Below are 22,518 nucleotides of genomic sequence, written 5' to 3'. Positions count from 1 at the left end.
TTCCAGCACCGCCCACTGCTCGTCCGTGAGATCTCCCCGCCCCATGAACCGTGATCATTCATAGCCCCAAGATCCACTTTTGACACACGGCCTAGGACGTCGCTGAGACCGCGTTCTGCCCGCCCGGTCCTGGACCGTGGGAGGATGTCGCCCATGATCTGCCTTCGAAGGAGCCGTGCCTCGTAGAAAACCGGCCTCCCTCCGGTCGCGAGAGCACGCCTGGAGAAGGCCCTGGGTGCGGTATCGCGACGTCCCGGGTCTGTCCGGAGCGGCGAACAGCGCCGTCGTGTTCATGCTTCCGCCCAGGGCCGCCGGCGAACTACGGGGACAGGTAGAGCGCCTGGATACGGTGCTCCTCGCGCGCAGGCACCACGAGCCGATGGAAGATCCCGAGTCGGCCTGGTGGGACCGCACGTGCTGACCGTGCCCGGTTCGGCTCCGGACATGGCCGGCCGAACGCGCCTGCGTGGGGAGGGCCCCACGGTGCGGCTGTTCTCACGGCGCGGTGACGTGGGGTGCGAAGCGGGCCTGGGCCGCCAGGACCGCTTCGGTGTAGCGTCCCGCCCACGCACCCATCGCACGGATCGGCCCCAGCAGCGCCAGGCCCGCCTCCGTGAGCGAGTAGTCGACGCGTGGCGGGGCCTCGGCGTACGCCCGGCGTGCGACCAGGCCGTTGTACTCGAGGCGGCGCAGGGCTTCGTTGAGGACTTTGGGGCTGATCCCGCCGATGCGGGTGATCAGCGCGCGCGGCCTCATGGGCTGCCCGTTCTCGGCGAGGACGTACACGATCACGCTGTCCCAGCGGTTCGACAGGACTTCGAAGGCCACCCTCGCCTGGCAGTCCGCGGCGTACTCGCCGCCGCCCAGGTCCTCGCCCAGACCCTGCCCGTCCGCCTCTACGTCCACCGCTACCGCCATCGCCGCGTCGTTCATGCGATGCATCATGCCCGGCCCGACGCACACCATGTGGTGTGCGTCGGCGCGCCTAGCGTCCTTCCCGTCACACCTCGCACGACAAGCGACACGGACGACAGGGGCAAGCACATGCGCATCGGAATTCTCGGCACGGGGGCGATGGCCACGGCCCTCGGCGCGGCCTGGGTACGCGCCGGCCATGACGTTCGGGTGGGGGGTCGGGACACCGAAGCGGCCTCCCGTACCGCCCTGCTCACCGGCGCGTCCGGGCACTGCGGCCTCGCCGAGGCCGCAGCCCACGGGGACGTGGTGCTCCTCGCCGTGCCGGCGGGGGCCGCACCGCAGTTGGCCAGGGAACAGGCACCGCTGCTCGCCGGGCGGACGGTGATCGACTGCACGGTCCCCCTGGTACCGGGTGAGGACGGCCCGGCCCTGGCCACGGGCGGCGCCACCTCCGTCGCCCGGCTCATCGCGGACGCCGCTCCCGGCGCCCAAGTGGTGAAGGCGTTCGGGGTGTGCCACGAAAGCATCTGGACCCTGGACAGGCCGGCCTTCGAAGGGTCGCCGCTGGCGGTCCCGTTCTGTACCGACCAGCCGGGCGCCGCCATGCGGGTGGCGGAGATCGTCACCTCCATGGACTGCACGCCGCTTCCCTGCGGCGGGCTCGATCGAGCCGTGCTGCTGGAGGCCACCGCCGTCTTCGCCGTCGGCGTCTGGTGGTCGGGCGCCGAGGCCCGCTTCGCGTTCCCGGCCCCGGCCCTGGCTCCGGGGGCCGTCGACGCTTAGCCACGACGCACCGGGGTGTTCTCGGAGTTCGACGACACCGCAATACCGGATGAGGCTGGATGGTGCTGCGGCGATGATGACCACGTGGCAAGCAACCTTGAGCTCTTCGCGGACTACTTCCAGATCCATGTCCTGGGCGACGACTCCGAGGGCGACCTCGGTGACGTATGGACCGAACAGACCGTTGCCGACGGGCTCGGCGTCGCCGAGGACGCCCTGGCGATCGGGACCGCGGTCAACGTCACCGTGGCCGTCGGCGTCGAGGTCCTCGCGGAACCGCCCGTCGACGACAGCGACGACTTCGACCACGTGGTCGAGGCAAGCCTCCACCTGACGTCCGGGCGGCTCGTCGTGATGGGCTGTACCGACTACTACCCCGATGCGGCCCGCTTCGAGATGCCCACCGGGTGGACCCGCATCCGTGCTTCTCGGAGGAATCTGGCCGCTGCCGTGCGCAGCGCATCGGACCGGACGCCCGAGACCAGCGAGCAGGTGCGGCTGCAAGCCTGGCCGGCGCCGTACACCGAGCCGCACATCACCAAGCGATGGACCGGTTCCGCGTCGTAACGCGCCCTCGGGCGCTCGTCCTCGGTGCGGCCATGGGTGTCACCTCGTCCTCTCTGTGGTCTCGCTCAGGTGCCGATGGCGCCTTCGGGTTCGGGTGGTACGGGTGTGCGCGGGCTCACGAGGTCGAGCAGTTCGACGCCGAGAGGGGGCGGTGAGAAGGATCCGATGTACTCACGTGCCAGTTCGAGGAGAGGGTGGTGGCCGTCGGGGCCGTCGGGGATCGCGGACCCCCGTCTGCGCGCGGTCGCGCCGTCGATGGGTGGTCGGTGCGGGCGGTGGGGCCGGCTTTCGGCAACCTGGATCCGGACCTCGGCCGATCTGAGCGTGTAGGGCAGGGTGAAGGCGTCCAAGTCGTTCGAGGGCTCGTGGGCGCCGAGGTAGGCGGCGAGTTCCTCGTGGGCTTGACGCATGAGGTTCCGTGCGCCGATGAAATCGCGGTGCCGGGTGGCCCGGCGCTCGGCCAGGCTCGCGAGCGATTCGATGCGGGCCGCGTGCATCGTGATCTGCGCGACGATCCGCATGGCCTCGTTCATGTCCGTGTCCGACACATTTCCCGCGGCATGGCCGAGCGTCCGGCCGCGCTTGCGCGGGTCGGTGATGTGATCGAGGAAGGAGAGGGCGAGAGCGGGGTCCGGGGCGGAGATGGCCAAGGAGACCCAAGCGTTGTCCGCGTGCTTGCCGGGAGGCAGTCGCCGGGCGAGCGCCACGGCACGTGCCAGTGCGCCGGTTGAGGCCAGGTGACCCACCAGCTGCGACATGGCGTCGTCGTCGTGACCGAGGTGGTGCTCGGCCGCCGCCAGGAGTCCGGCGACGCGTCTCGGCATCAAGTGCCACCAGCACGCCACGAGTTGACTGAGGCTCATCATGAACCAGCCCGGCCGGGAGAGGTCGTCCCACAGGCGGGCCTCTGCCGTCTCGGCCAGTTCCAGTGCGAGGGCGGGGCTCACGAGTGCCGCGAGGTCGGCCGCCTGCGCGAGTCTGAAGCAGTCGGTCGAGGTTCTGAGCCGGGCCAGGAGCCAGGCCACCACCGGCCCCTCGACGGGACGGCCGTCACCCCCACGAGCCATGGGCAGCACCCCGCCGGGCAAGTCCCGTACCCGGGCGAGCACGGCGGCCACGTCGCGCGCCGACCGCGGCCGGCGGGCGGGATCCTTCGCCAGCAGCGCGGACACGAGCCGGACCAGTTCGAACGGCAGGTCGGGCCGCAGGCTGTGCAGTGGGGGAGGGGTCTCCTCGGAGTGCCGGCGCATCAGGACGTAGTAGTCCCCGCTGAAGGGCGGGGTGCCGACGAGCAACGCGTACAACACGCAGCCGAGCGCGTACAGGTCGCACCGGAAGTCGACGTGATCGCCGCGCCACTGTTCGGGGGCCATGTACGCCGGCGTACCGAAAGGACGTCCGGTCACGGTCAGGCCGGTGGTCGAATCGGCGGTGCGGGCGATCCCGAAGTCGCAGATCCTCACACGGCCGTCGCGCTGGAGGAAGAGGTTCGCCGGCTTGAGGTCTCGGTGGACGATGCCGTGCTCATGCGCGGCGGCGAGAACCTCGGCGCTCTGCAGGGCCAGGTTCACGGCCTCGCCCAGGGGGAGTCCCGAGGGCATCCCGGCAAGGGCGGCGCTCAGGTCCGAGCCCTCCAGCAGTTCCATGACGATGTACAGCCGTCCGGCGTCCTGCCCCGCGTCGTAGACCGGTACGACGCCCGGATGGCGCACCCGGCCGCCGATGACGGCCTCGCGACGGAACCGGGCCACGGCCTCGTCGCCTTCTCCCCCGGACACCATCAGCTTCACGGCGACGAGTCGACGCGTGTCCAGGTCGAGGCCCTTCCAGACCTCGCCCATCCCGCCCCGGCCGATCAACTCGACCAGTTCGTACCTGCCTGCCAACCGTTCCCCAGCCTGCACGGCCCCCCCGAACCTCGAACACGCATCGGGCGGAGGGCCTCGCCGGCCCCCACCGGTTCTGTTTCCAGGAAACGCGTTTCCCGCCGAGTCGGGTTCCCATGCACAGGGCCTCGGTGCGGGGTTCCCCCGGTCCGCGAGGGGTCGGCATGGGAATGCTTGAGCGATGGCGAAGCCGCTCCGACTAGGGTTCCGGTATGTCTGGTCCGACGCTGGCGATCGCTTCGGCGAGGCGTCCGGCGGGCCGGGGTGGCGGGCACGGACGTCCGCCGGCTGCGCTGGGTCCGTTCGGCGGGGTGTCGACCTCGGTCATCCGCCGCAGGAGGGCGCCGGGGTGGTCGTGCCGAGCTGGATGAGGGCCGGGGCGGGGGCGCAGCAGCCACCACCGTCCGACGGGGCGTCGGCGGCCGGCTGGTCGAAGAGGCCCGCGCCGCCGCAGACCCCGGTCTCGGGCAGGACGAGCTCGACGCGCTCGGCCGCCTCCTGGTCGCCCGCGAGGGCGGCGACGATCGAGCGGACCTGCTCGTAGCCGGTGAGGGCGAGGAAGGTCGGGGCGCGGCCGTAGGACTTCATGCCGACCAGGTAGACGCCCTTCTCGGGGTGGGACAGCTCGTTGACCCCGTGCGGGTAGACGGTGCCGCAGGAGTGCTGGTTGGGGTCGATCAGCGGCGCCAGCTCGACCGGAGCCTGGAGGCGCTCGTCCAGGCCGAGGCGCAGCTCGTCGAGGAAGGACAGGTCGGGGCGGAAGCCGGTCAGCACGATGACCTCGTCGACCGGGTCGAGGCGACGGCCGTCTTCGGCCACCAGGACCAGGCGGCCCTCGGAGTCGCGCTCGATCCCGTCGGTGCGGAAGCCGGTGACGGCGTCGGCGTGACCCTCGTCGACGGCGGCCTTGGCGGCGAGGCCGAGGGCACCGCGGGCGGGGAGCTGATCGGCGGTGCCGCCGCCGAACGTGGAGCCGGAAAGGCCCCGGCGCAGGATCCAGGTGGCGTGGGTGCCCGTGCCGTCGCCGGACTTCGCGAGGTCGGCCAGCGCGGCGAGAGCGGTGAACGCGGAGGCGCCGGAGCCGATCACGGCGGTCCGCTTGCCCGCGTAGCGGGCGCGGGCGGAGGGGTCGTTCAGGTCGGGGACGCGGTACGAGACGCGGTCGGCGGCGGCCTTCTCGCCGAGGGCCGGGAGGCCGGAGGCACCGGCCGGGCTCGGGGTGGACCAGGTGCCGGAGGCGTCGATGACGGCGCGGGCGAGGATCCGCTCCTCCCGCCCGTCGGCGTGGGCGACGTGGACGACGAACGGCTGCGACTCGCGGTCGGCATCGACGATCCGGTCACGGCCGGCCCGCGAGACGCCGGTGACCCGCGCGCCGAGACGGACCTTGCCGCCGAGGAGGTCCGCGAGCGGCTGGAGGTAGAGCTCCGCCCAGTCACCGCCGGTCGGGTAGGTCGTCGCGTCGGGCTTCACCCAACCGGTGGGGGCCAGGAGCTTCTCGGCGGCCGGGTCGGTGACCTCGCCCCAGGTGGAGAACAGCCGCACGTGCGACCACGCGCGCACCGCCGCGCCCGCCTCGGCGCCGGCCTCCAGGACCAGCGGCTCAAGCCCGCGGTCGGTCAGGTGGGCGGCGGCGGCCAGACCGACCGGGCCGGCCCCGATGACCACGACGGGCAGCTGCTCGGCGGCGATGGCGGTGGCGTTCATGACGAGTCCCCTTGTGTGTTTCGACGTCTGTCGATCTCTTGTGCTGTCAGCATGGCACCGAATATCGATAGACGTCAACATAGACATTCATCGATGTGCGTGCGGGGCGGGGGGGCGGGACGCGTCGACGTCGACGTCGACGCCGTCATCGTCATCGTCGGCGGCGGTCAGGCCTCACCGCCGCGCTCCGGCGTGTTGGCGGCGAGGGCCCGGCGCCTGGTTCGTGCCCCGCACGCCTCGGTGCCCCTGGGCCACTGCTTCGACGTGTGTCAACATAGACGTATGTCGAATGTGAAGGCGCTGCCGCTGCTCCAGCCCGTCGCCGAGCCGTGCTGCCCGCCGCTGACCGAGCGGCCGCTGACGGCCGAGGAGGCCGAGCGGACCGCGATCATGTTCAAGGCGCTCGGGGATCCGGTGCGGCTGCGGCTCTTCTCGGCGGTGGCCTCGCACGAGGGCGGGGAGGCGTGCGTGTGCGACATCTCCGACGTCGGCGTCTCCCAGCCCACGGTGTCCCACCACCTGAAGAAGCTGAAGGAGGCCGGGCTGCTGTCCTCCGAGCGGCGCGGCACCTGGGTGTACTACCGGGTCGAGCCGGCCGTCCTCGCCTCGATGGGCGCGCTGCTGACCCGGGCCGCCGCCGCGTGAGCGCGCCCGTGTCGCCGAGCGTGGTGCCGCTGACCGCCGTCCACGCCGACGAGGTCGTCGCGATCTACCAGGCCGGCATCGACGAGGGCAACGCCACCTTCGAGACCACGGCGCCCACGTGGGAGGAGTTCGACGCGGCCAAGCTGCCCGGGCACCGCTTCGCCGCCCTCGACGGCGCGGGCCGGGTCCTGGGCTGGGTCGCCGCGACGAAGGTCTCCGACCGGTGCGCGTACGCGGGAGTGGTCGAGCACTCCGTCTACGTGCACCCCGACGCACGCGGCCGGGGCGTCGCCTCCGCGCTCCTGGCGGCGCTGATCGACTCCACCGAGGAGGCCGGGATCTGGACGATCCAGTCCGGCATCTTCCCCGAGAACGCCGCCAGCCTCGCCGTCCACGCGCGTGCCGGTTTCCGGGTCATCGGCACCCGCGAACGGATCGGCCTCCACCACGGAGCGTGGCGGGACGTCGCGCTTGTCGAGCGTCGCAGCTCTCGCATCGACTGACCACCGCGCGGGGGTTTCTCTGAATGAGTTCGATGTTCAGGAGAAGCGACGGCGCCGACGTCAGGGGGACGGACAGTGCCGCGAGCGGGGCTGTGGCGCGGAGTTCGGTCACCGGCAGGTCGTGCGGGCGGTAGACGACCGGAACTTCGCGGCGAAGCCGCCCTCAGCGCACGAGCCCGGCGATCTGTCGTGCTGCCTCGCGCGCCGGGCGGCCGACGCCGATGAGGGTGGCCGAGGCGGGGCCGGTCCAGTCCCCGTAGCCCAGCAGGTGGAGGCGGGGTTCGCCGACGGCCTGGGTGCCGGCCGTGGGAATGTGGCCCCGGGGGCCGCGGAGCCCGAGCGGGGCGAGATGGGCCAGGGCGGGGCGGAAGCCGGTGCACCAGATGATCGCGTCGGCGTCCGCCGTGGTGCCGTCGCCCCAGGCGACGCCGGTCGGCGTGATCCGGTCGAACATCGGCTGCGCCTTCAGGAGCCCGGCGTCGCGGGCGGCGCGGACCGGGGGGACGGCGACGATGTCGCCGAGGGAGGCGACACCGCCCGTGTCGGTGCGGCCCTCGTCGAGGGCGCGGCGGCGGGCGGTGGCGTGGTCGAAGAGGGCGCGGCCGTCGATGTCGTCGGCGAGGTAGCGGGGTTCGCGGAGGGTGACCCAGGTCAGGTCGGACGCGTACGCGAGGTCGGCGGCGATCTGGGCGCCGGAGTTGCCGCCGCCGACGACGAGGACCTTCCGTCCGGCGAACGCCTCCGGGTCGGCGTACCCCACGGTGTGGAGCTGGGTGCCCCGGAAGTCCGTACCGCCCGGGATCGCGGGGACGAAGGGGCGCGACCAGGTGCCGGTCGCACTGACGACAGCGCGCGCCCGCCACGTACCGGAGTCGCTCTCCACGCGCAGGAGCACGCCGTCGTGGTGGACGCCGGTGACGCGTACGGGGCGGTGAACGGGGAGCTCGTACCGCTGCTCGTAGTCGGAGAGGTACGTGACGACGTGGGCGGCGTCCGGATACGTCTCGCCCGGCTGGGGCGGCATGAGCCTGCCGGGCAGGGAGGAGTAGGCGGCCGGGGAGAAGAGGCGGAGGGAGTCCCAGGTGTGCTGCCAGGCCCCGCCGGGGGCCGTACCGGCGTCCAGGATCACGAAGTCCAGGCCGAGGCGGCGCAGGTGGTAGCCGGCGGCGAGTCCGGCCTGGCCGCCGCCGATCACCACCACGTCCACGGCCTTCACCCGGCGTCGGTCTTCCCGCGCATGAAGATCACGGCGACCAGGGCCAGGCCCACGGCCGCGCCGATCAGCTGCATGCCGACGAAAGCGGGGACGGAGGCGGGGGCGATGCCCGCGAAGGTGTCGGTGAAGGCGCGCCCGATCGTCACGGCCGGGTTCGCGAAGGACGTCGACGAGGTGAACCAGTAGGCGGCGCCGATGTACGAGGCGACCGCGACGGGCGCGAAGCGGAGCCGGTCGGTGCGGGCCAGGCCGAAGATCAGCAGGATCAGGCCGGCGGTGGCCACGACCTCGCCGAGCAGCAGGTTCCCCGCCGAGCGGTCGTGCGTGGACCACGTCACCAGCGGCTCCCCGAACATCGCGTCCGCGAGCACGGCACCCGCGATCGCGCCCACGATCTGGGCGGGCACGTAGACGGTGAGCTCGCGGGCGTCGACGCCGGCGCCGCCGCGGCGGGCGGTCCACCACTCGGCGAGCGTGACGGCGGGGTTGAAGTGGGCGCCGGAGACAGGCCCGAGGAGGGCGATCAGGACGCCGAGGCCGAAGACGGTGGCGGTGGAGTTGGCGAGCAACTGCAGTGCGACGTCGTCGGTCAGGTCCGTCGCCTGGATGCCGGAGCCGACCACGATCGCCACCAGAGCGGCGGTGCCCACGAGCTCCGCGGCGGCCCGGGCGACGAGGGGGGGACGGGGCGGGGTGCGCGGCGGGGTGGCGCCGGGGGCGGGCCGCGGCAACGTGGCGGCGGCTGTGGCGTCGCTCGCGGCGGGCTCGGTGGCGGTCACGGGCGGGGTCTCCTCGGGCAGGTGAGGCGCAGGGGAAGGGGGGGGCGGGCTGGGCCGTCCGACGATGTGCGCCGGGTCCGGCCCGCCCGGCCTGATCCGACGCGAACCGTCGGACAGGCCCTAGGGGCAGGAGCGCTTGAAGTTCGCCTCGGCGGTCAGCCGCGCGGTCTGCGCGAGTGCGGCGAACTGGCCGGCGAGCTGCTCGATGACGTCGGGCTTGAGCCGGTAGTAGGTGAACCGGCCGCACGGCTCCGTCTCCACGACCCCGGCCTCGCGCAGCACTCTCAGATGGTTCGAGAGATTGGTCTGCTTGGCACCGGTCTCCTCCACGAGGTGGGTGGTGCAGAGCGTCTCGCGGGCGAGCAGGGTCACGATCTGGAGGCGCAGGGGATCACCGAGCACCCGGATCAGATCAGCATCGACTGACGTCATCATGGGCTGATACTCTCACATCACCCGGAGCTGATACCAGTCTGGGCTGACCTCGTCGAACCCAGGGGGTTCTCGCCATGACCGCGTCCCCCTACCCGGTCCTCCCCGACGAACGCCTCGCGGCCGGTGCGGCCCGCCTCGCCGTACGCCCGCAGGGCCGATTCCCGGTCGAGACCGTACGGCGCCTCGCCGCCGAGCGACGGGACGCGCTCACGCGCGGGGAGCCCCCGCCCGTGGTGGGCCGGCCGCCGCGCGCCCTGTTCATCCGCGGCCACGACTCCGGCCGCTGCCCGCTGCCCGCTCCCCGCCCTAAGGAAGAACCGATGACCGCTCCGCTCGCCTCCGTGCTCTTCGTCTGCGTCCACAACGCCGGCCGCTCCCAGATGGCCGCCGGCTTCCTGCGCCACCTCGCCGGCGACCGCGTCGAGGTGCGCTCCGCCGGCTCGCTCCCGGGCGACCGGGTCAACCCCGCCGCGGTCGAGGCCATGGCCGAGCTCGGCATCGACATCGCCGACCAGACGCCGAAGGTCCTCACGGTGGAGGCCGCGCAGGCCTCGGACTACATCATCACCATGGGCTGCGGCGACGCCTGCCCGTACTTTCCCGGCAAGACCTACCTCGACTGGGTCCTGGAGGACCCGGCCGGCCAGGGCGTCGAGGCCGTCCGTCCCATCCGGGACGAGATCAAGACCCACATCGAGGGCCTCATCGCCGAGATCGACGCGAAGCGCCAGGGGGCGTGAACCGCGTGACCGCGCCGTCCACCGCGGCTCTCCACGCCACCCGCGTCCGGCTCAAGCCGCTCCCCTAGAGCAGCTCGATGACCTCGTGGACGGCATGCGTGCTCAGGGGGAACGCCCGATCGACTTCGACGACGGGGGCTCCGTCAGGACGACTGCCGGGGCTCGCGCCGAGCCGCCGCGGGCGTCACGACGGGTTGGGCGCACTCGCCTGGGCGGGTTCCTCGGATGTCGGCTGATCCGGACCGCCGGTCGGGCCGGCGGCGCCTAGTGCCGCTTCGATCCGGCGGTTGTTGGTCATGGACGCCGTGACGGCCGTCATCGCCAGGAGGAGGACCGCGGCGGCGTAGAGCGGCGTGCGGACGTCGTAGGTGGTGGCCAGCCAGCCGCCGAGGAACGCGCCGACGGGGGCCGCGCACATGGCGAGCATGCGGGAGGTGGAGGCGACCCGGCCCATGAGGTGGGCGGGGACGATCGCCTGCCTCAGGGAGGGTGCGAGCACCATCGTGGCGCCCATGCCGGCTCCGCAGACCGCGAGCGCGAGGCCGGCGACGTACGGGTCGGGGGCGGCGGCCAGGCCCAGGATGGCGAGCCCTTCGACGGCGGCTGTGCAGGTCAGAGCGGTACCGGTGCCGAGTCGCCGGCCGAGGGACGAGGCGATGCCCGCGCCGATCAGGCCGCCGGTGGCCTCCGCCGTCAGGAGCAGACCGAAGCCGTAGGTGTCGATGCCGAGGTGCTCGTGCGCGAAGAGGGCGAGGACGGTCTCCACGGCGAGGAAGGCGATGTTCCCGACCGCCGGGCGGAGCGCGAGCCCGAGCAGCAGCCGGTTCCGGAAGACGTACGAGGCGCCGGCCCGTGCCTGCCGAAGCAGTGATGCGCGAACCTCGGGCACGGGCCGGGGTGCGGCGGGAAGCGACCGTACGAGCAGCGCGGAGAGCAGGAACGACACCGCGTCGGCGAGCAGCGGCACCGCTCGCCCGAGCGCGAGCAGCGCACTGCCCGCGGGCGGGCCCGCGAAGCCGGACATGGCGGTCTGGGCGCCGCGCAAGCGAGAGTTGGCGCGCTCCAGGAGCGCGGGGTCGCGGCCGAGCAGGTCCGGCAGATAGGCCGTGGCGGCCGTGTCGAAGAACAGTCCGCCCAGGCCCAGCAGGAAGGCGACGGCCGCGAGGAGCGGAATGCTCAGGGCGTCGAGCGCGGCCGCTGCCGCCGGTATCGCGAGCAGTGCCGCTCGCGCCGCGTCCGTGACCCACATCGTGCGCCGGCGGTCCCAGCGGTCCACCAGCGCACCGCCGAGCACCCCGAAGAGCAGCCACGGCAGCGTCCCGGCGGCCGTGACGACGGCGAGCGCCATCGGATCCCGCGTCAGCGTCAGCGCGAGCAGCGGCAGCGCGGCATGTGACACACCGTCACCGAGCGAGGACACCGTCTGCGCGGTCCACAGCCGTCCGAACCCCGACGGCAACTTCTTGACGTCCGACGTCACTTGGCGCTCCGCTCGGCCTGCTCGCGCGGTGCCGGGTGGAACAGCGCGAAGACGAGGGACACGTCCGGCAGCGACGGGTCGGACAGCTGCCGGTACTCCTCCGCCAGGGCCTGCAGCCGAGCCCCCAGCTGCGCGAACTGCTCGTCGGTGAGCCGCAGGTGCGCCATCCCCACGTGCCGCTCGTCCACCGGCGACGCCTCAAGGTCCGCCACCGCGTGCCGCATCAGCACGTCCGGCCCTCCCTCGCCCGGATCCGGCAGCACGATCGACCGCGCGGCCATCGCGTAGTACCGCTCGGTGACGCCCCGAACCTTCCGCGTCCGTACCACCTTCACCAGCCCGGCCCGCTCCAGCAGCCGCACGTGATAGCTGGAACTCCCCTTCGCGAGGCCCACCCGCTCGGCGATCTGAGTGATCGTCGCCGGCTCGAAGCGGAGCACGGCCATGATCCGGTGGCGCGTGAGATTGGAGACGGCGCGCAGCTGCTCGTCCGTGGTGACGTGGAACGTCTCGGGAAGATCATCGGTAGGCATGCGAGTAATGGTCAACGATTCTTGACCATTAGGCAAGAGGGAATTCGGCTGGGATCCTCGGACTCCGCCGTCCGACGCGCGAGACCGAGGTCAGCTGTCGAGGTCGAACACGCCCCACGCGGTGAACGGTTCGGCCTGGACGTAGATCCTGCTTCCTCGGCCGACGACCCGTCGCCGGCCGGGGGCGGAGCCGTCGGGCAGGGTGAGCAGGCCTACGTCCGTGGGCTCGACGGACGTGTCGCCGATCCTCCCGTGGGCGAGTCGGTTCCGCTCCTCGCGGTAGCCGCCGTAGAAGGCCACCCGCTCGCCGTGGACGGCCACCGCGTGGGCGCCCCGTACGCGGTTCGCCCGCACGGTCACGGGCCGGCCGGGGCGCGTCGGGCGTATCTCGACGAGCTGGAAGTCGGTGGAGGGGCCGGCCCAGGCGACGGTACCCGAGACGTTCAGGGCGTAACAGTCGAAGAGGCCTGGGATGGGGGCTCCGTACGAGGTCCAGGCGAGTCGGCCCGTGGTGCTCCAGCGGCGGATGCCGACCGGGTTCTCGTCGAAGTGCCCGACCCGGATGTGGCCGGACTCGTCCACGAGCAGGTGCTCGATGGCGTCCCCGACGGAGAAGGACGAGGTCTCGCGGCCGAGCACGTCGAAGAGCTGGACCTGGTTCGCGTCCTGCTGCCTTCGTGTACGCGACGAGGCGACGACGAACCCGCCGTCGGGCAGGCGGTCGAGGTGCGGCCGGCGGGTTCGTACGGCGCTGAGCTCGGTGAGTTCGACGTGGCCGTCCGGTTCCACGGAAACGACCAGCGCGTCGAAGGGCGGGAGGTCGACGCCGGGCAGGGGAGCGCGTTCGGCGAGCAGCCAGTGGGCGGTGCCGAAGACGTCGACGGTGCTGGTCAGGACGTGGCGGTGATGGTGGGTGCGGGGGAGGCGGGCGTAGGGGACGAGGGCGGTGGTCGTCTGCGCTGACGGGTCGCAGGGCGGGGCCGTGCGGGGAACGTTCGCGCCGTCGCCGCTCGGGGCCGGTTCTCCTGACGCCCTGTGTCATGCCCATTGCCGAGGGGGGAACGCCTCGCTATGTTAATCGAAAATCACATCCGCGCGACGGGGCCCCGCAACACGCGCGCTGCTCTACCCGCATGTCCTCCAAGGAATCCCGACCCATCCGAATCCTCAGGGAAGCAGGTAAGTCAATGGAAAACCTCAGCAGGCGGAAGGCGCTGTCGCTCGGCGTCGCCCTCGGCCTCGTGGGCGTCGCGAACCCCGTCCGCGCGTGGGCGTCGACGGTCCCGGCGGCCGGAGCGGCCGCCGGGACCGATCCCGAGTGGATCTGGGACGACCTGGCGGACCCCCTGATGGCGTCGATGCTCGACCACGGCCACGTGCCGGCGATCAACACCGCGTGGGCGTCGTGGGTGAACAACGACGACCCGCTGCCCAGCGGCCTGCCCGCCGAGTTCGCCGCGTACCTGGGGCAGGTCAACAGGCTGCCCACGTGGGCCGACCCCGCCAAGCTCGCCCGCGCCGCCGACTTCAACCGGCGCAGGGACACGTACCTCTTCATGCTGTACGGCCTCGGCAGCGGCATCATGAGCACCGTCATCCCGCGCGAGGCCAAGAGCGTCTACTGGTCCGCGGGCGGCGCCGACATGCAGGACCGCGCGGCCAAGACGTTCACCTTCGGCTACGACCTGTCCGAGCTGGGCGCCTTCCGGCCGACGGGACAGTTCGTCGTGACCGCCAACAAGACGCGCGTCGTGCACGCGGCGGTGCGCCACCTGCTGCCGCAGTCGCCGCACTGGCGGGCGGTCGCCGACGAGACCATCCCCATCAGCGCCGCCGACATCCTCGTCACCTTCCACAGCCTCGGCACCTACGTGTACCGCAAGCTGCTCGACTGGCGCATCCCCTTCCCGGCCGCCGACCAGGAGGCGTTCCTGCACTCGTGGCAGGTCGCCATCCATCTGCTCGGCGTGCCCTACGAGCACATCCCCCGGACCTGGGCGGACGCCGAACGGCAGTCGGCGCAGGTCCTCACGCCGATCCTCACTCCGTCGACCGAGGGCATCGCCCTGGCCGAGGAGCTGCTCGGCCTGACCGCCCAGGTCGACCTGGGCGTCACCCGCGGGTTCCTCAACGAGTTCGTGCGCTACGTCCTCAGCGACGAGGTCGGCGACTGGCTGGGGCTGCGGCGCGACTACGCGGCGGCGGCGCTGGTCCGCACCGCCTGGCCGGCGTTCATCCTGTTCCGCGAGGGGCTGTCGCCGATCATGCCGGCCGGCTTCTACATGCTCGACCAGTTCGTGCGGGCCCTTGCCATGCTCTTCCTCAACAAGGGCTCCTCCGGCAAGACGACCCCCATCACGATCCCCACGGGGAACAGGGCGGCCTGAGGCCGGCCCCGCCGGTCCGTCCCTCCCGTGGCGACCGGCGCCGGGCCGCTCAGAGGCCCAGCGCCGCCATGGCCAGGGCGGTCGCGGCAGCCCGTTCGGCGGGGCCGTCCTGCCAGCGCAGATGGCGGCCCGCCTCCACCACCACACCGAACGCGGCGTGCGCCAGCGCCCTGGCCTGGCGCGAGTCCAGCTCCGGCCGGACCAGCCGCAGCTGCTGCTCCCAGATGCCGACGTGCCGCCGCTGGGCGAGGACCAGAGGGTCCCGCAGCCCGTCGGGAAGCCCGGGGAGCTCGGCCTCGGCGACGCTGTTGAGGTCGGTGTACTCGAAGCCGTACGCCACGTACGTCGCCGCCAGCGCGACGAGGGCCTCCCGCGGCTCCGTCACACCCTGGAGGCTCTGCTCCACGCCCTGGGACAGCAGCTCCGCCGCCTGGAGGCAGGCCGCGGCCAGGATGTCGATCTTTCCGGGGTAGTGGCGGTAGAGCGCGGACGGGGTCAGCCCCACCGCTTCCGCGATCTGTCCGTTCGTGACGTTGGCGAACCCGTCCCTGGCGAACAGCGGGACGGAGGCCGTGAGGATCTCGTCGCGGCGGGTGCGCGGCACCGGCCGCACGGGCAGCGCGACGGCGGGCGCGTCGCGCTGCCCCGCCGCCGGGTCGGTCGCGGCCACGCCCAGCGCGGACGCCACCAGCAGCTCTTCGGCCCGCCGGGGGGCGATGGAGGTGTGGTGCATCGTGATGGACCCGATCGCGCCGAGGGCCGCCGTGGCCCGCAGGCGCCCGTCGGACAGGGGACGCTCGTGCTGCACGGCGGCGTCCACCCGCTCCACGAGGCGGTCGAACTTCACCCTCAGCCGTCGGCGGTCCTCGCGGTTGAGGTACCGCGCCTCCCACCGGTACACGCCGCCCGACGCGCGGTGCGCGACGGTGATGCGGGCGGCGGCCGCCAGGACCTCGGCCAGGGGCGCCTCGGGCGCCACCTCGTCGAGCGCCTCCACCAGCCCGTCCACCATGACGTCGGCGCACTCCGCGAACAGCGCGTACTTGTTCGGGAAGTGCCGGTACAACGCCGTCGCGGTGATGCCCACCCCGACGGCGACCTCCTCCATCGAGGCGGCGTGGTAGCCGCGCTCGCTGAAGACCCGCCCGGCCGCGTCGAGGATGAGCTGCCTGCGGTTGCGCGGCCGGGTGGCCGGGACGGGCCGGGCGGACGGGGAGGCGGGAACCATGCCGATCAGTGAATCACACGCCGCCGGAGGGCAGGGACCTTCCGCCGCACCCCCGTCACCTGCCCGTCCCGACGGCCGGCGACGGACCGGTGAGAGGGCGCGTCCCCGGACGGGGTTCACACGTCCTCTTCGGTCTCCGGGGCGCGTTCGAGGAAGAAGTAGAGGTAGGGGCCCTCGGCAGGCACCCCCTTGGCGTTCATGATCCCCATCAGCGTGGTGTCGTCCACCCGCTTGAAGTGGTCGAGGACCGGCTGCCCGTCGTAGACCATGGTGGCCGTCGTCTCCCCACGGAACTCGACGCTCCACAAGCTGGCCTCGCCCTTGCCGAGCGCGCGGTCGGAGTAGAACGCCCCCTCGGCGTCCCGGCAGATCAAGGGCTTGGCGTCGTGCGGGGAGAGGAACGTCTTGCCGTACCAGCCGGCCTTCTCCAGCGTGCCGTTCAGAGGATGGCCGGTGCGGAACTCGCCGCCCTTCCACGCGCCGAGGACGTCCTCGGGGCGGACGGTGGCCAATGCGGCCCAGATCGCGTCGAGCACGGCCGGGTCGACCGGTCCGTCCTGCTCCCGCAGCTCCTGGAGCCGCCGGAACCGGGCGCGGGCTTCGTACACGTCCATGCGGATGTCCTCTCGTCGGTGCCGGCGGCGCGGGATGCGGACCGCCGGCGGTGCGGGCGCGAGCGCGCGGTGCGCACGCGCGGGCCGTTGCGCGTACGGGTGTGATGACGGGAATACGGCAGGGGCGCCCGCGCCGCTCCCGACCATGGAGGAACGGGTCGTCGAGGACGCGCCGGCCGGCGGCTCAACGACGCCGGTGAAGGAACCGGGCGAGTCGCACCGCCCGTTCGCGGGTCGCCTCCGGGACCGCGAAAGACGTCAGGGCGATCGGCGGGGCGAACCGCTGTACCGTCATCGACTGCACGGAGCTGAAGGCCCGTAGCCCCTCCTCGCCGTGGATCCGTCCGAAGCCCGACTCCCGCGCACCGCCGAACGGCAGCGCGGGCACCGCCGCGAAGCCCAGCACCGAGTTCACCGACACGGCCCCCGCGCGCAGCCGCGCGGCGATCGCCGCCCCCGCCCGTCCGCTGCCGCAGAACACCGCGGCCCCCAGGGCGTACCGGGAGGCGTTGGCCCGCTCCACCGCCTCGTCCACGTCGGCGACCGCGTTGACGACCACCACCGGCCCGAAGGTCTCCTCCGTCATGGCCGCCGCGTCCTCCGGGACGTCGGTCAGCACCACCGGCGAGACGTACGGGGTGTTCACCGACCCGGGCCCGCCCAGCAGTGCCCGGGCCCCCTCGGCGAGCGCACCGGTGACGTGCCGCTCGACGACGGCGACCTGGGCCGGCAGCGTCATCGGGCCGTAGGCGGAGTCCGCCGCGTCCCCGACCCGCAGCGCCCCGGCCCGCTCCACCACCCGCTCGCACAGCGCCGCGTGGACCTCGCGCACGGCGTAGACGCGCTCCACCCCCGCGCAGGTCTGCCCGGCGTTGCTCAGCGCGCCCCACACGATCGCGTCGGCCGCCGCCTCCAGGTCCGCGTCCGCGGTGACGATCACCGCGTCCTTCCCGCCGCACTCGGCGAGGAACGGCGTCAGCGTCCGCGCGCACGTCTCCATCACCGTACGGGCGGTCCCCGGCGAACCGGTGAACGCCAGCTTGTCGACCCCCGACCGCGCCAGGGCGTCGCCGGTGGACGCCGGGCCGGTGACGGTGGTGAGCAGCCCGGCGTGTTCGGGCACGGCACGGTCGAAGATCCGGGCGAGCAGGACCCCGGTGCCCGGGGTCAGTTCGGACGGTTTGAAGACCACGGCGTTGCCCGCCGCCAGGGCGTAGCCGAGGGACCCCATCGGCGTGTACAGCGGATAGTTCCAGGGGCCGATCACCCCGACCACGCCCAGCGGCCGGTGCACCAGGGAGGCCCGCTGGTGGACGGCGAAGAGGCCGGCGCCCACCGTGCGCCGACGCAGGACGCGCCCGGCGTTGCGGGCGGCCCAGGCCAGGTGTTCCAGGGTGAGTACGACCTCCAGCGCCGCGTCCCCGGCGGGCTTGCCGGTCTCCTCGGCGATGACGCCCGCCATCGCGTCCAGATCGGTGGCGAGCGCCTTCTTCCAGCGCAGCAGGTGGTCGCGGCGCCGGGCGGCGGGCAGGGCCGCCCACTTCTCCTGGGCGGTCCGGGCCCGGGCGACGGCGCGGGAGACTTCCTCCGGCCCGTCCACCGGGTGCTCGGCGATCGGCGCGCCGGTCGCGGGGGAGTGGACGGCGAAGACCGCGGCGGCCGGGGTGGTGTCGGTCATCAGGGCTCCTGACGGGAGGCGTGGGCGGTGGACGGCGGCACGGGGGGAGGAGGGGCGAGGGACGGCCGTGGCGAGGTCTCGCCCTCGCGCGGTTCCGGTGCGCGGGAGTGGGCCCAGTGGGGGCCCAGGTCGTCGAGGGTCCAGCCGAAGGGGTAGGTGCGCGCCACGGGTTTGCGGGGCAGCCGCTCCGGCCGGCCGGGCAGCAGGCGGATCGCCACGGCCCGGACGCGGAAAGCGCGGTGGACCACGGCCCGGAGCCAGCGCGGCTGCGGGCGGAAACCGAGCGCCTCCAGCAGCGGCTCGTCCAGGACGGCGAGCACGACGCGGGACGCCACCCTCCGCAGGGGAGCCGGGTACCAGGCGGCCATGACCCGCAGCGTCGCCGCCGCGACCCTGCGGTTGGCGGGGTCGTACGCGAACATCTCGCGCTCGTAGTCGTCGTGGAGCCGCTCGAAGGCGGCGTAGGTGTCGGGCACTCCGGAGATGCCCATCATCTCGCCCATCCTCCGCCCCACCAGAGCCAGGCTCTCGGTCTCCTGCCGGGACAGCCGCCGCCAGCCGTACCGGTCGATCCACCGCTTCGGCCCCACCACCGTGGTGGCCAGGACGTAGAGGAAGTCCTCGTTCGGGATGCGGTAGCGCCCGTGGATGCGGTTCAGGTGGCCGACTGCCGCCCTGCCGTGCTCCGAGTCCATTCCCTCGCGCACGAGTTCGTAGGCGAGCAGCACCGTGTCGTCGTACCGCTTCTGGCCTGCCCGCTCGAACTCCTGCGTACGGTCCAGGAGCCGGGAGACGCGCGGCACGCCGTAGTCGCGGAGGAAGGCGACCGACGTCCCGTGGAGGTAGTCGCGGGGGAACTCGTACTGCGTGATCCACCGGAAGATCAGCTCGTGGTCCTGCCGCGGATCCATGCGCCGGATGCGGCGGAGCCGGCTGTAGCGGCCCATGGACGATCCCTCCTGTCGGCACCGCCGCCACCGGCGCGCGGTGCGAGTGAACGTGGGGAAGATGCGAGGTGGGGGGCGGTGCCGGGACGGCGGCGTCATCGCCCTGCTGCGGCGCGCGCCCAGGACGTCGTCCCTGGGACGGTGGGGGTCCCGGACGGCCCCGTCGGCCGTCGACCGTCTGCCGTCTGCCGTCTGCCGTCTGCCGTCTGCCGTCTGCCGTCTGCCGACGGGGCGCGGTCGCACTACGCCGTGGGCGTCCCGCCCGCCCGGGCGAACGCCGGAGCCGGGCCGGGGCCGTCGGCGAACGTCACCGACAGCCGCTCGATCACGTCCCGTGCCTCGCGCACGATCCGCTCCACGAGCACGCCGGCCGGGGCGATGTCGCGCACCAGCCCCTGGGACAGGCCGACGGACCAGATGCCGGCGTCGAGGTCGCCGTCCTCGAAGACCCTGCGACCGCGCGCCCCCGCCACCAGCGCCCGGACGTCCTCGAACGCCCCGCCGTCCGCCAGGATCCGGACGACCTCCTCGCTGACGGCGTTGCGGGCCACGCGGGCCGTGTTGCGCAACTCCCGGAAGACGAGCCGGGTGTCGAGCTCGGACGCCTCGACGATCCTCCGTTTGACGGCATCGGCCACCGGCGCCTCCGCGGAACAGAGGAAACGGGTCCCCATGTTGACCCCGTCCGCGCCGAGCGCCAGCGCCGCCGCCAGACCGCGCCCGTCGGTGAAGCCGCCCGAGGCGATGAAGGGGATCGTCAGCGCGTCGGCGGCGGCGGGGATCAGCACCAGACCCGGCACGTCGTCCTCGCCGGGATGGCCCGCGCACTCGAATCCGTCGATCGACACCGCGGCCACCCCGAGCCGCTCCGCCTTCACGGCGTGCCGCACGCTCGTGCACTTGTGGACGACCCGCACACCATGGCTCGCGAAGAACTCCATGTGAGGTTCGGGGCTGGACCCCGCCGTCTCGACGATCGTCACCCCGGAGTCGACGATCGCCCGCCGGTACTCGTCGTACGGCGGCGGCGTGATCGTCGGCAGGATCGTGAGGTTGACCCCGAACGGCTTGTCGGTGAGCGCGCGGGTCCGCTCGATCTCCCGTGCCAGATCCGCCGGGGTGGGCTGGGTGAGGGCCGTGACGATGCCGAGCCCGCCGGCCTCCGAGACGGCGGCGGCCAGTTCGGCCCGCCCCACCCACATCATCCCGCCCTGCACCACCGGGTGTTCGATCCCCAGCAGCTCCGTGAACCGGGTGCGCAGGCGCGGCGCGGCGGTGACGGCCTCAGACATACGTCTCGCCCCGCTCGGCGCGCTCCACCAGTGACGCGGGTGGCAGGAACCGGTCGCCGTAGGCCGCGGCCAGTTCGCGCGCCCGGGCGACGAAGCCCGGCAGGCCGCCCTCGTACTGGTTGACGTACTGCAGGACGCCGCCGGTCCAGGCCGGGAAGCCGATGCCCTGGATCGAGCCCACGTTCGCGTCGGCCACGCTGGTCAGCACGCCCGTGTCGAGGCAGTCGACGGTGTCGAGCGCCTCGGCGAACAGCATGCGCTCCTGGAGGTCCCGCAGCGGCAGCACGAGCCGCCCCGAACCGTACCGCTCGCGGACGCCCGGCCAGATCCCGGTCCGCCTGCCCGAGGCGTCGTAGTCGTACCAGCCGGCGCGCTCGCGCCGTCCGACGCGGCCCTGCTCCAGCATCCAGTCGACGACGTCCTCCGAGGGGTGCGCCACCCAGGTCTTCCCTTCGGCCTCCTCGGCGGCCCGGGTCTCGACGCGGATCCGCTGTGTCAGGGAGAGGGTCAGCTCGTCAAGCAGCTGGAGCGCGCCCGCCGGGTAGCCGGCCTGGAGCGCGGCCTGCTCGACGCTGGCCGGCTCGACACCCTCGCCGACGGCGGCGACGGCCTCGGCGATGAAGCGGCCGATCACCCGCGAGGTGAAGAAGCCCCGCGAGTCGTTGACCACGATGGGGGTCTTGCCGATCTGCAGGACGTAGTCGAAGACCTTGGCCAGCGTCTCGTCGGAGGTGTGCTCGCCCCGGACGATCTCGACCAGGGACATCTTGTCGACCGGGCTGAAGAAGTGGATGCCGATGAAGTCGCGCTCGCGCGCCACCCCCTTGGCCAGCAGGCTGATCGGCAGGGTGGAGGTGTTGGACCCGAGGACCGCGTCGGGGTCCACGACGTCCTGGATCTCCTGGAAGACCCGCTGCTTCACCGGCACCGACTCGAAGACGGCCTCGATGACGAAGTCCACCCCGGCGAAGTCGGCCGCCTCCGCCGTCGTGCGGATCCGCCCCAGCAGCGCGTCCGAGCGCTCCCGGGAGGTCCGGCCCGAGGCCAGCGCCTTCGACTCCAGCGTCCGGGAGTACTCCTTGCCCCGCTCCGCGGCCTCGGGCGTGACGTCCTTGAGGACGACGTCGATGCCGGCCTTGGCGCTCACGTAGGCGATGCCCGCGCCCATCATGCCCGCGCCGACGACCCCGACCTTCCGTGCGGCGAAGCGCCCGAACCCGGCAGGGCGGCTCGCGCCGGAGCCGATCTCCTGCAGATCGAAGAAGAACGCCTTGATCATGTTCTTGGTGACCTGCCCGCCGAGCAGGCTGACCAGGTACCTGGTCTCCACCCGCGAGGCGGTGTCGAAGTCGACGTGGGCGCCCTCGACGGCGGCGGCCAGCGCGGCGCGCGGCGCCGGCATCGGCGCCCCCCGGGTCCGCTTGCGCAGCAGCCCCGACAGCACCGGCAGGGTCCCGGCGACCTCAGGGCTCCCCACCTCGCCTCCCGGGAGGCGGAAGCCCTTCGCGTCCCACGGCTGCGACGCGTCCGGATGCCCGGCGATCCAGGCCCGCGCCCGGACCTCGGCCTCCTCGGCGTCCGGGGCCAGCTCGTCGACGAGACCGGCGGCCAGGGCCTCCCGGGCGTCGAACTTCCGTGCGGACAGGATGATGTCGGAGAGGGCCTTGTGCAGGCCGAACATGCGCACCGTACGGGTGATGCCGCCCCCGCCGGGCAGCAGGCCGAGGCCGACCTCGGGCAGGCCGAAACGGCTGCCGGGCAGGTCGACGGCGATCCGGTGGTGGGCGCAGAGGGCGACCTCCAGGCCGCCGCCCAGGGCGGTGCCGTTCAGCACCGCGACGACCGGCCGGCCGAGCTTCTCCAGCCGGCGCATCCAGTCCTTCATACGGTCGATGTACGCGGTCTCCTCGGCCGCCCTGTCGGCGCTGCCCGCGCGCAGCCGGTTCAGGTCGCCGCCCGCGAAGAAGGTCTTCTTGGCGGAGACCAGCAGGACGCCGGTGATCTCGTCGCGTTCGGCCTCCAGCCTCGGGACGCACTCCTCCAGACCGGCCATGAAGGCGTCGTTCATGGTGTTGACCGAGGAGGCGGGGTCGTCCAGGACGAGGGTGACGACGCCGTCGGCGTCGCGCACGGAAGAGATGGCGGATGCGGTCATGTCGGTGGTTCCCTTTCGTCGCGCG

At 72.9% G+C, this 22,518-nt stretch carries 21 protein-coding genes; 6 read left to right on the top strand and 15 right to left on the bottom strand.

Translation table 11 applies throughout. The features are described from left to right. Window positions 1–495 precede the first annotated feature (495 nt). Window positions 496–933 (bottom strand): helix-turn-helix domain-containing protein, encoded by a 438-nt coding sequence (locus tag ABZ621_RS31910; protein ID WP_360609932.1) that lies wholly within the window; start codon window positions 931–933, stop codon window positions 496–498. A gap of 3 nt (window positions 934–936) precedes the next feature. Between ABZ621_RS31910 and ABZ621_RS31905 the strand changes: the two genes are divergently transcribed. Next, complete coding sequence (locus tag ABZ621_RS31905) at window positions 937–1,701, top strand: NAD(P)-binding domain-containing protein (protein WP_360609931.1); 765 nt, start codon at window positions 937–939, stop codon at window positions 1,699–1,701. An 84-nt stretch (window positions 1,702–1,785) separates the two neighbouring features. After that, window positions 1,786–2,268: a hypothetical protein gene (locus ABZ621_RS31900; RefSeq protein ID WP_360609930.1), complete on the top strand. Its 483-nt coding sequence runs from the start codon at window positions 1,786–1,788 to the stop codon at window positions 2,266–2,268. Between the two features lie 65 nt (window positions 2,269–2,333). On the opposite strand, the gene ABZ621_RS31895 is transcribed toward ABZ621_RS31900, so the two are convergent. Then, entirely contained in the window at window positions 2,334–4,154 is a 1,821-nt protein-coding gene (locus tag ABZ621_RS31895; RefSeq protein WP_360609929.1) for a serine/threonine-protein kinase, read from the bottom strand. A gap of 324 nt (window positions 4,155–4,478) precedes the next feature. Continuing rightward, a complete protein-coding gene (locus tag ABZ621_RS31890; protein ID WP_360609928.1) occupies window positions 4,479–5,861 on the bottom strand; it encodes an NAD(P)-binding domain-containing protein in 1,383 nt (460 codons plus the stop codon). Between the two features lie 282 nt (window positions 5,862–6,143). Here ABZ621_RS31890 and ABZ621_RS31885 point away from each other — a divergent pair, with 282 nt between their 5' ends. Beyond that, the gene (locus ABZ621_RS31885) at window positions 6,144–6,506 is read left to right on the top strand and encodes a metalloregulator ArsR/SmtB family transcription factor (protein ID WP_360609927.1); all 363 of its coding nucleotides are present in this window, start codon (window positions 6,144–6,146) and stop codon (window positions 6,504–6,506) included. Then, window positions 6,503–7,009 (top strand): N-acetyltransferase family protein, encoded by a 507-nt coding sequence (locus ABZ621_RS31880; RefSeq protein WP_360609926.1) that lies wholly within the window; start codon window positions 6,503–6,505, stop codon window positions 7,007–7,009. Before ABZ621_RS31885 ends, ABZ621_RS31880 begins: the two co-directional genes overlap by 4 nt. Window positions 7,010–7,172: 163 nt before the next feature. Here the strand turns inward: ABZ621_RS31880 and ABZ621_RS31875 are convergent, their stop codons facing one another. The 3 genes from ABZ621_RS31875 to ABZ621_RS31865 all read right to left on the bottom strand — a co-directional run bounded on the left by ABZ621_RS31875 (window position 7,173) and on the right by ABZ621_RS31865 (window position 9,439). Continuing rightward, window positions 7,173–8,225, bottom strand: a complete 1,053-nt coding sequence (locus ABZ621_RS31875; protein ID WP_360609925.1) for an ArsO family NAD(P)H-dependent flavin-containing monooxygenase — start codon at window positions 8,223–8,225, stop codon at window positions 7,173–7,175. Beyond that, a complete protein-coding gene (locus tag ABZ621_RS31870; RefSeq protein WP_360609924.1) occupies window positions 8,222–9,004 on the bottom strand; it encodes an MIP/aquaporin family protein in 783 nt (260 codons plus the stop codon). Before ABZ621_RS31870 ends, ABZ621_RS31875 begins: the two co-directional genes overlap by 4 nt. A gap of 120 nt (window positions 9,005–9,124) precedes the next feature. Further along, window positions 9,125–9,439, bottom strand: coding sequence for a metalloregulator ArsR/SmtB family transcription factor (locus ABZ621_RS31865; protein ID WP_360609923.1), 315 nt, complete (start codon window positions 9,437–9,439; stop codon window positions 9,125–9,127). Between the two features lie 320 nt (window positions 9,440–9,759). Here ABZ621_RS31865 and ABZ621_RS31860 point away from each other — a divergent pair, with 320 nt between their 5' ends. Then, complete coding sequence (locus tag ABZ621_RS31860; RefSeq protein WP_360609936.1) at window positions 9,760–10,179, top strand: arsenate reductase ArsC; 420 nt, start codon at window positions 9,760–9,762, stop codon at window positions 10,177–10,179. A gap of 184 nt (window positions 10,180–10,363) precedes the next feature. On the opposite strand, the gene ABZ621_RS31855 is transcribed toward ABZ621_RS31860, so the two are convergent. The 3 genes from ABZ621_RS31855 to ABZ621_RS31845 all read right to left on the bottom strand — a co-directional run bounded on the left by ABZ621_RS31855 (window position 10,364) and on the right by ABZ621_RS31845 (window position 12,981). Beyond that, on the bottom strand, window positions 10,364–11,659 hold the full coding sequence (locus ABZ621_RS31855; protein ID WP_360609922.1) for an MFS transporter: 1,296 nt from the start codon (window positions 11,657–11,659) through the stop codon (window positions 10,364–10,366). After that, entirely contained in the window at window positions 11,656–12,192 is a 537-nt protein-coding gene (locus ABZ621_RS31850) for a winged helix-turn-helix domain-containing protein (protein WP_360609921.1), read from the bottom strand. The genes ABZ621_RS31855 and ABZ621_RS31850 overlap by 4 nt, the downstream gene beginning before the upstream one ends. A gap of 90 nt (window positions 12,193–12,282) precedes the next feature. Next, the gene (locus ABZ621_RS31845) at window positions 12,283–12,981 is read right to left on the bottom strand and encodes a hypothetical protein (RefSeq protein ID WP_360609920.1); all 699 of its coding nucleotides are present in this window, start codon (window positions 12,979–12,981) and stop codon (window positions 12,283–12,285) included. Between the two features lie 398 nt (window positions 12,982–13,379). Between ABZ621_RS31845 and ABZ621_RS31840 the strand changes: the two genes are divergently transcribed. Continuing rightward, entirely contained in the window at window positions 13,380–14,579 is a 1,200-nt protein-coding gene (locus tag ABZ621_RS31840) for an oxygenase MpaB family protein (RefSeq protein WP_360609919.1), read from the top strand. Window positions 14,580–14,628: 49 nt separating this feature from the next. Here the strand turns inward: ABZ621_RS31840 and ABZ621_RS31835 are convergent, their stop codons facing one another. From ABZ621_RS31835 to ABZ621_RS31810, 6 genes are all read right to left on the bottom strand, one after another. Then, window positions 14,629–15,807, bottom strand: coding sequence for a TetR/AcrR family transcriptional regulator (locus ABZ621_RS31835; RefSeq protein WP_360609918.1), 1,179 nt, complete (start codon window positions 15,805–15,807; stop codon window positions 14,629–14,631). A gap of 116 nt (window positions 15,808–15,923) precedes the next feature. Beyond that, window positions 15,924–16,421 carry a DUF4334 domain-containing protein gene (locus ABZ621_RS31830; RefSeq protein WP_360609917.1) on the bottom strand — a complete coding sequence of 166 codons (498 nt, stop codon included), beginning with the start codon at window positions 16,419–16,421 and terminating at the stop codon, window positions 15,924–15,926. A gap of 184 nt (window positions 16,422–16,605) precedes the next feature. Further along, window positions 16,606–18,099, bottom strand: coding sequence for an aldehyde dehydrogenase family protein (locus tag ABZ621_RS31825; RefSeq protein WP_360609916.1), 1,494 nt, complete (start codon window positions 18,097–18,099; stop codon window positions 16,606–16,608). Beyond that, complete coding sequence (locus ABZ621_RS31820) at window positions 18,099–19,046, bottom strand: oxygenase MpaB family protein (RefSeq protein WP_360609915.1); 948 nt, start codon at window positions 19,044–19,046, stop codon at window positions 18,099–18,101. Before ABZ621_RS31820 ends, ABZ621_RS31825 begins: the two co-directional genes overlap by 1 nt. Window positions 19,047–19,288: 242 nt before the next feature. Then, on the bottom strand, window positions 19,289–20,338 hold the full coding sequence (locus ABZ621_RS31815; RefSeq protein ID WP_360609914.1) for a nitronate monooxygenase family protein: 1,050 nt from the start codon (window positions 20,336–20,338) through the stop codon (window positions 19,289–19,291). Further along, entirely contained in the window at window positions 20,331–22,493 is a 2,163-nt protein-coding gene (locus ABZ621_RS31810; protein ID WP_360609913.1) for a 3-hydroxyacyl-CoA dehydrogenase NAD-binding domain-containing protein, read from the bottom strand. The genes ABZ621_RS31815 and ABZ621_RS31810 overlap by 8 nt, the downstream gene beginning before the upstream one ends. Between the last annotated feature and the right edge of the window lie 25 nt (window positions 22,494–22,518).

It is taken from the genome of Streptomyces sp. NPDC007863, from assembly GCF_040633895.1.
Lineage (GTDB): Bacteria > Actinomycetota > Actinomycetes > Streptomycetales > Streptomycetaceae > Streptomyces.
Note: the sequence above shows the minus strand (reverse complement) of the source record. Positions and strands in the feature narration are given on the sequence as shown.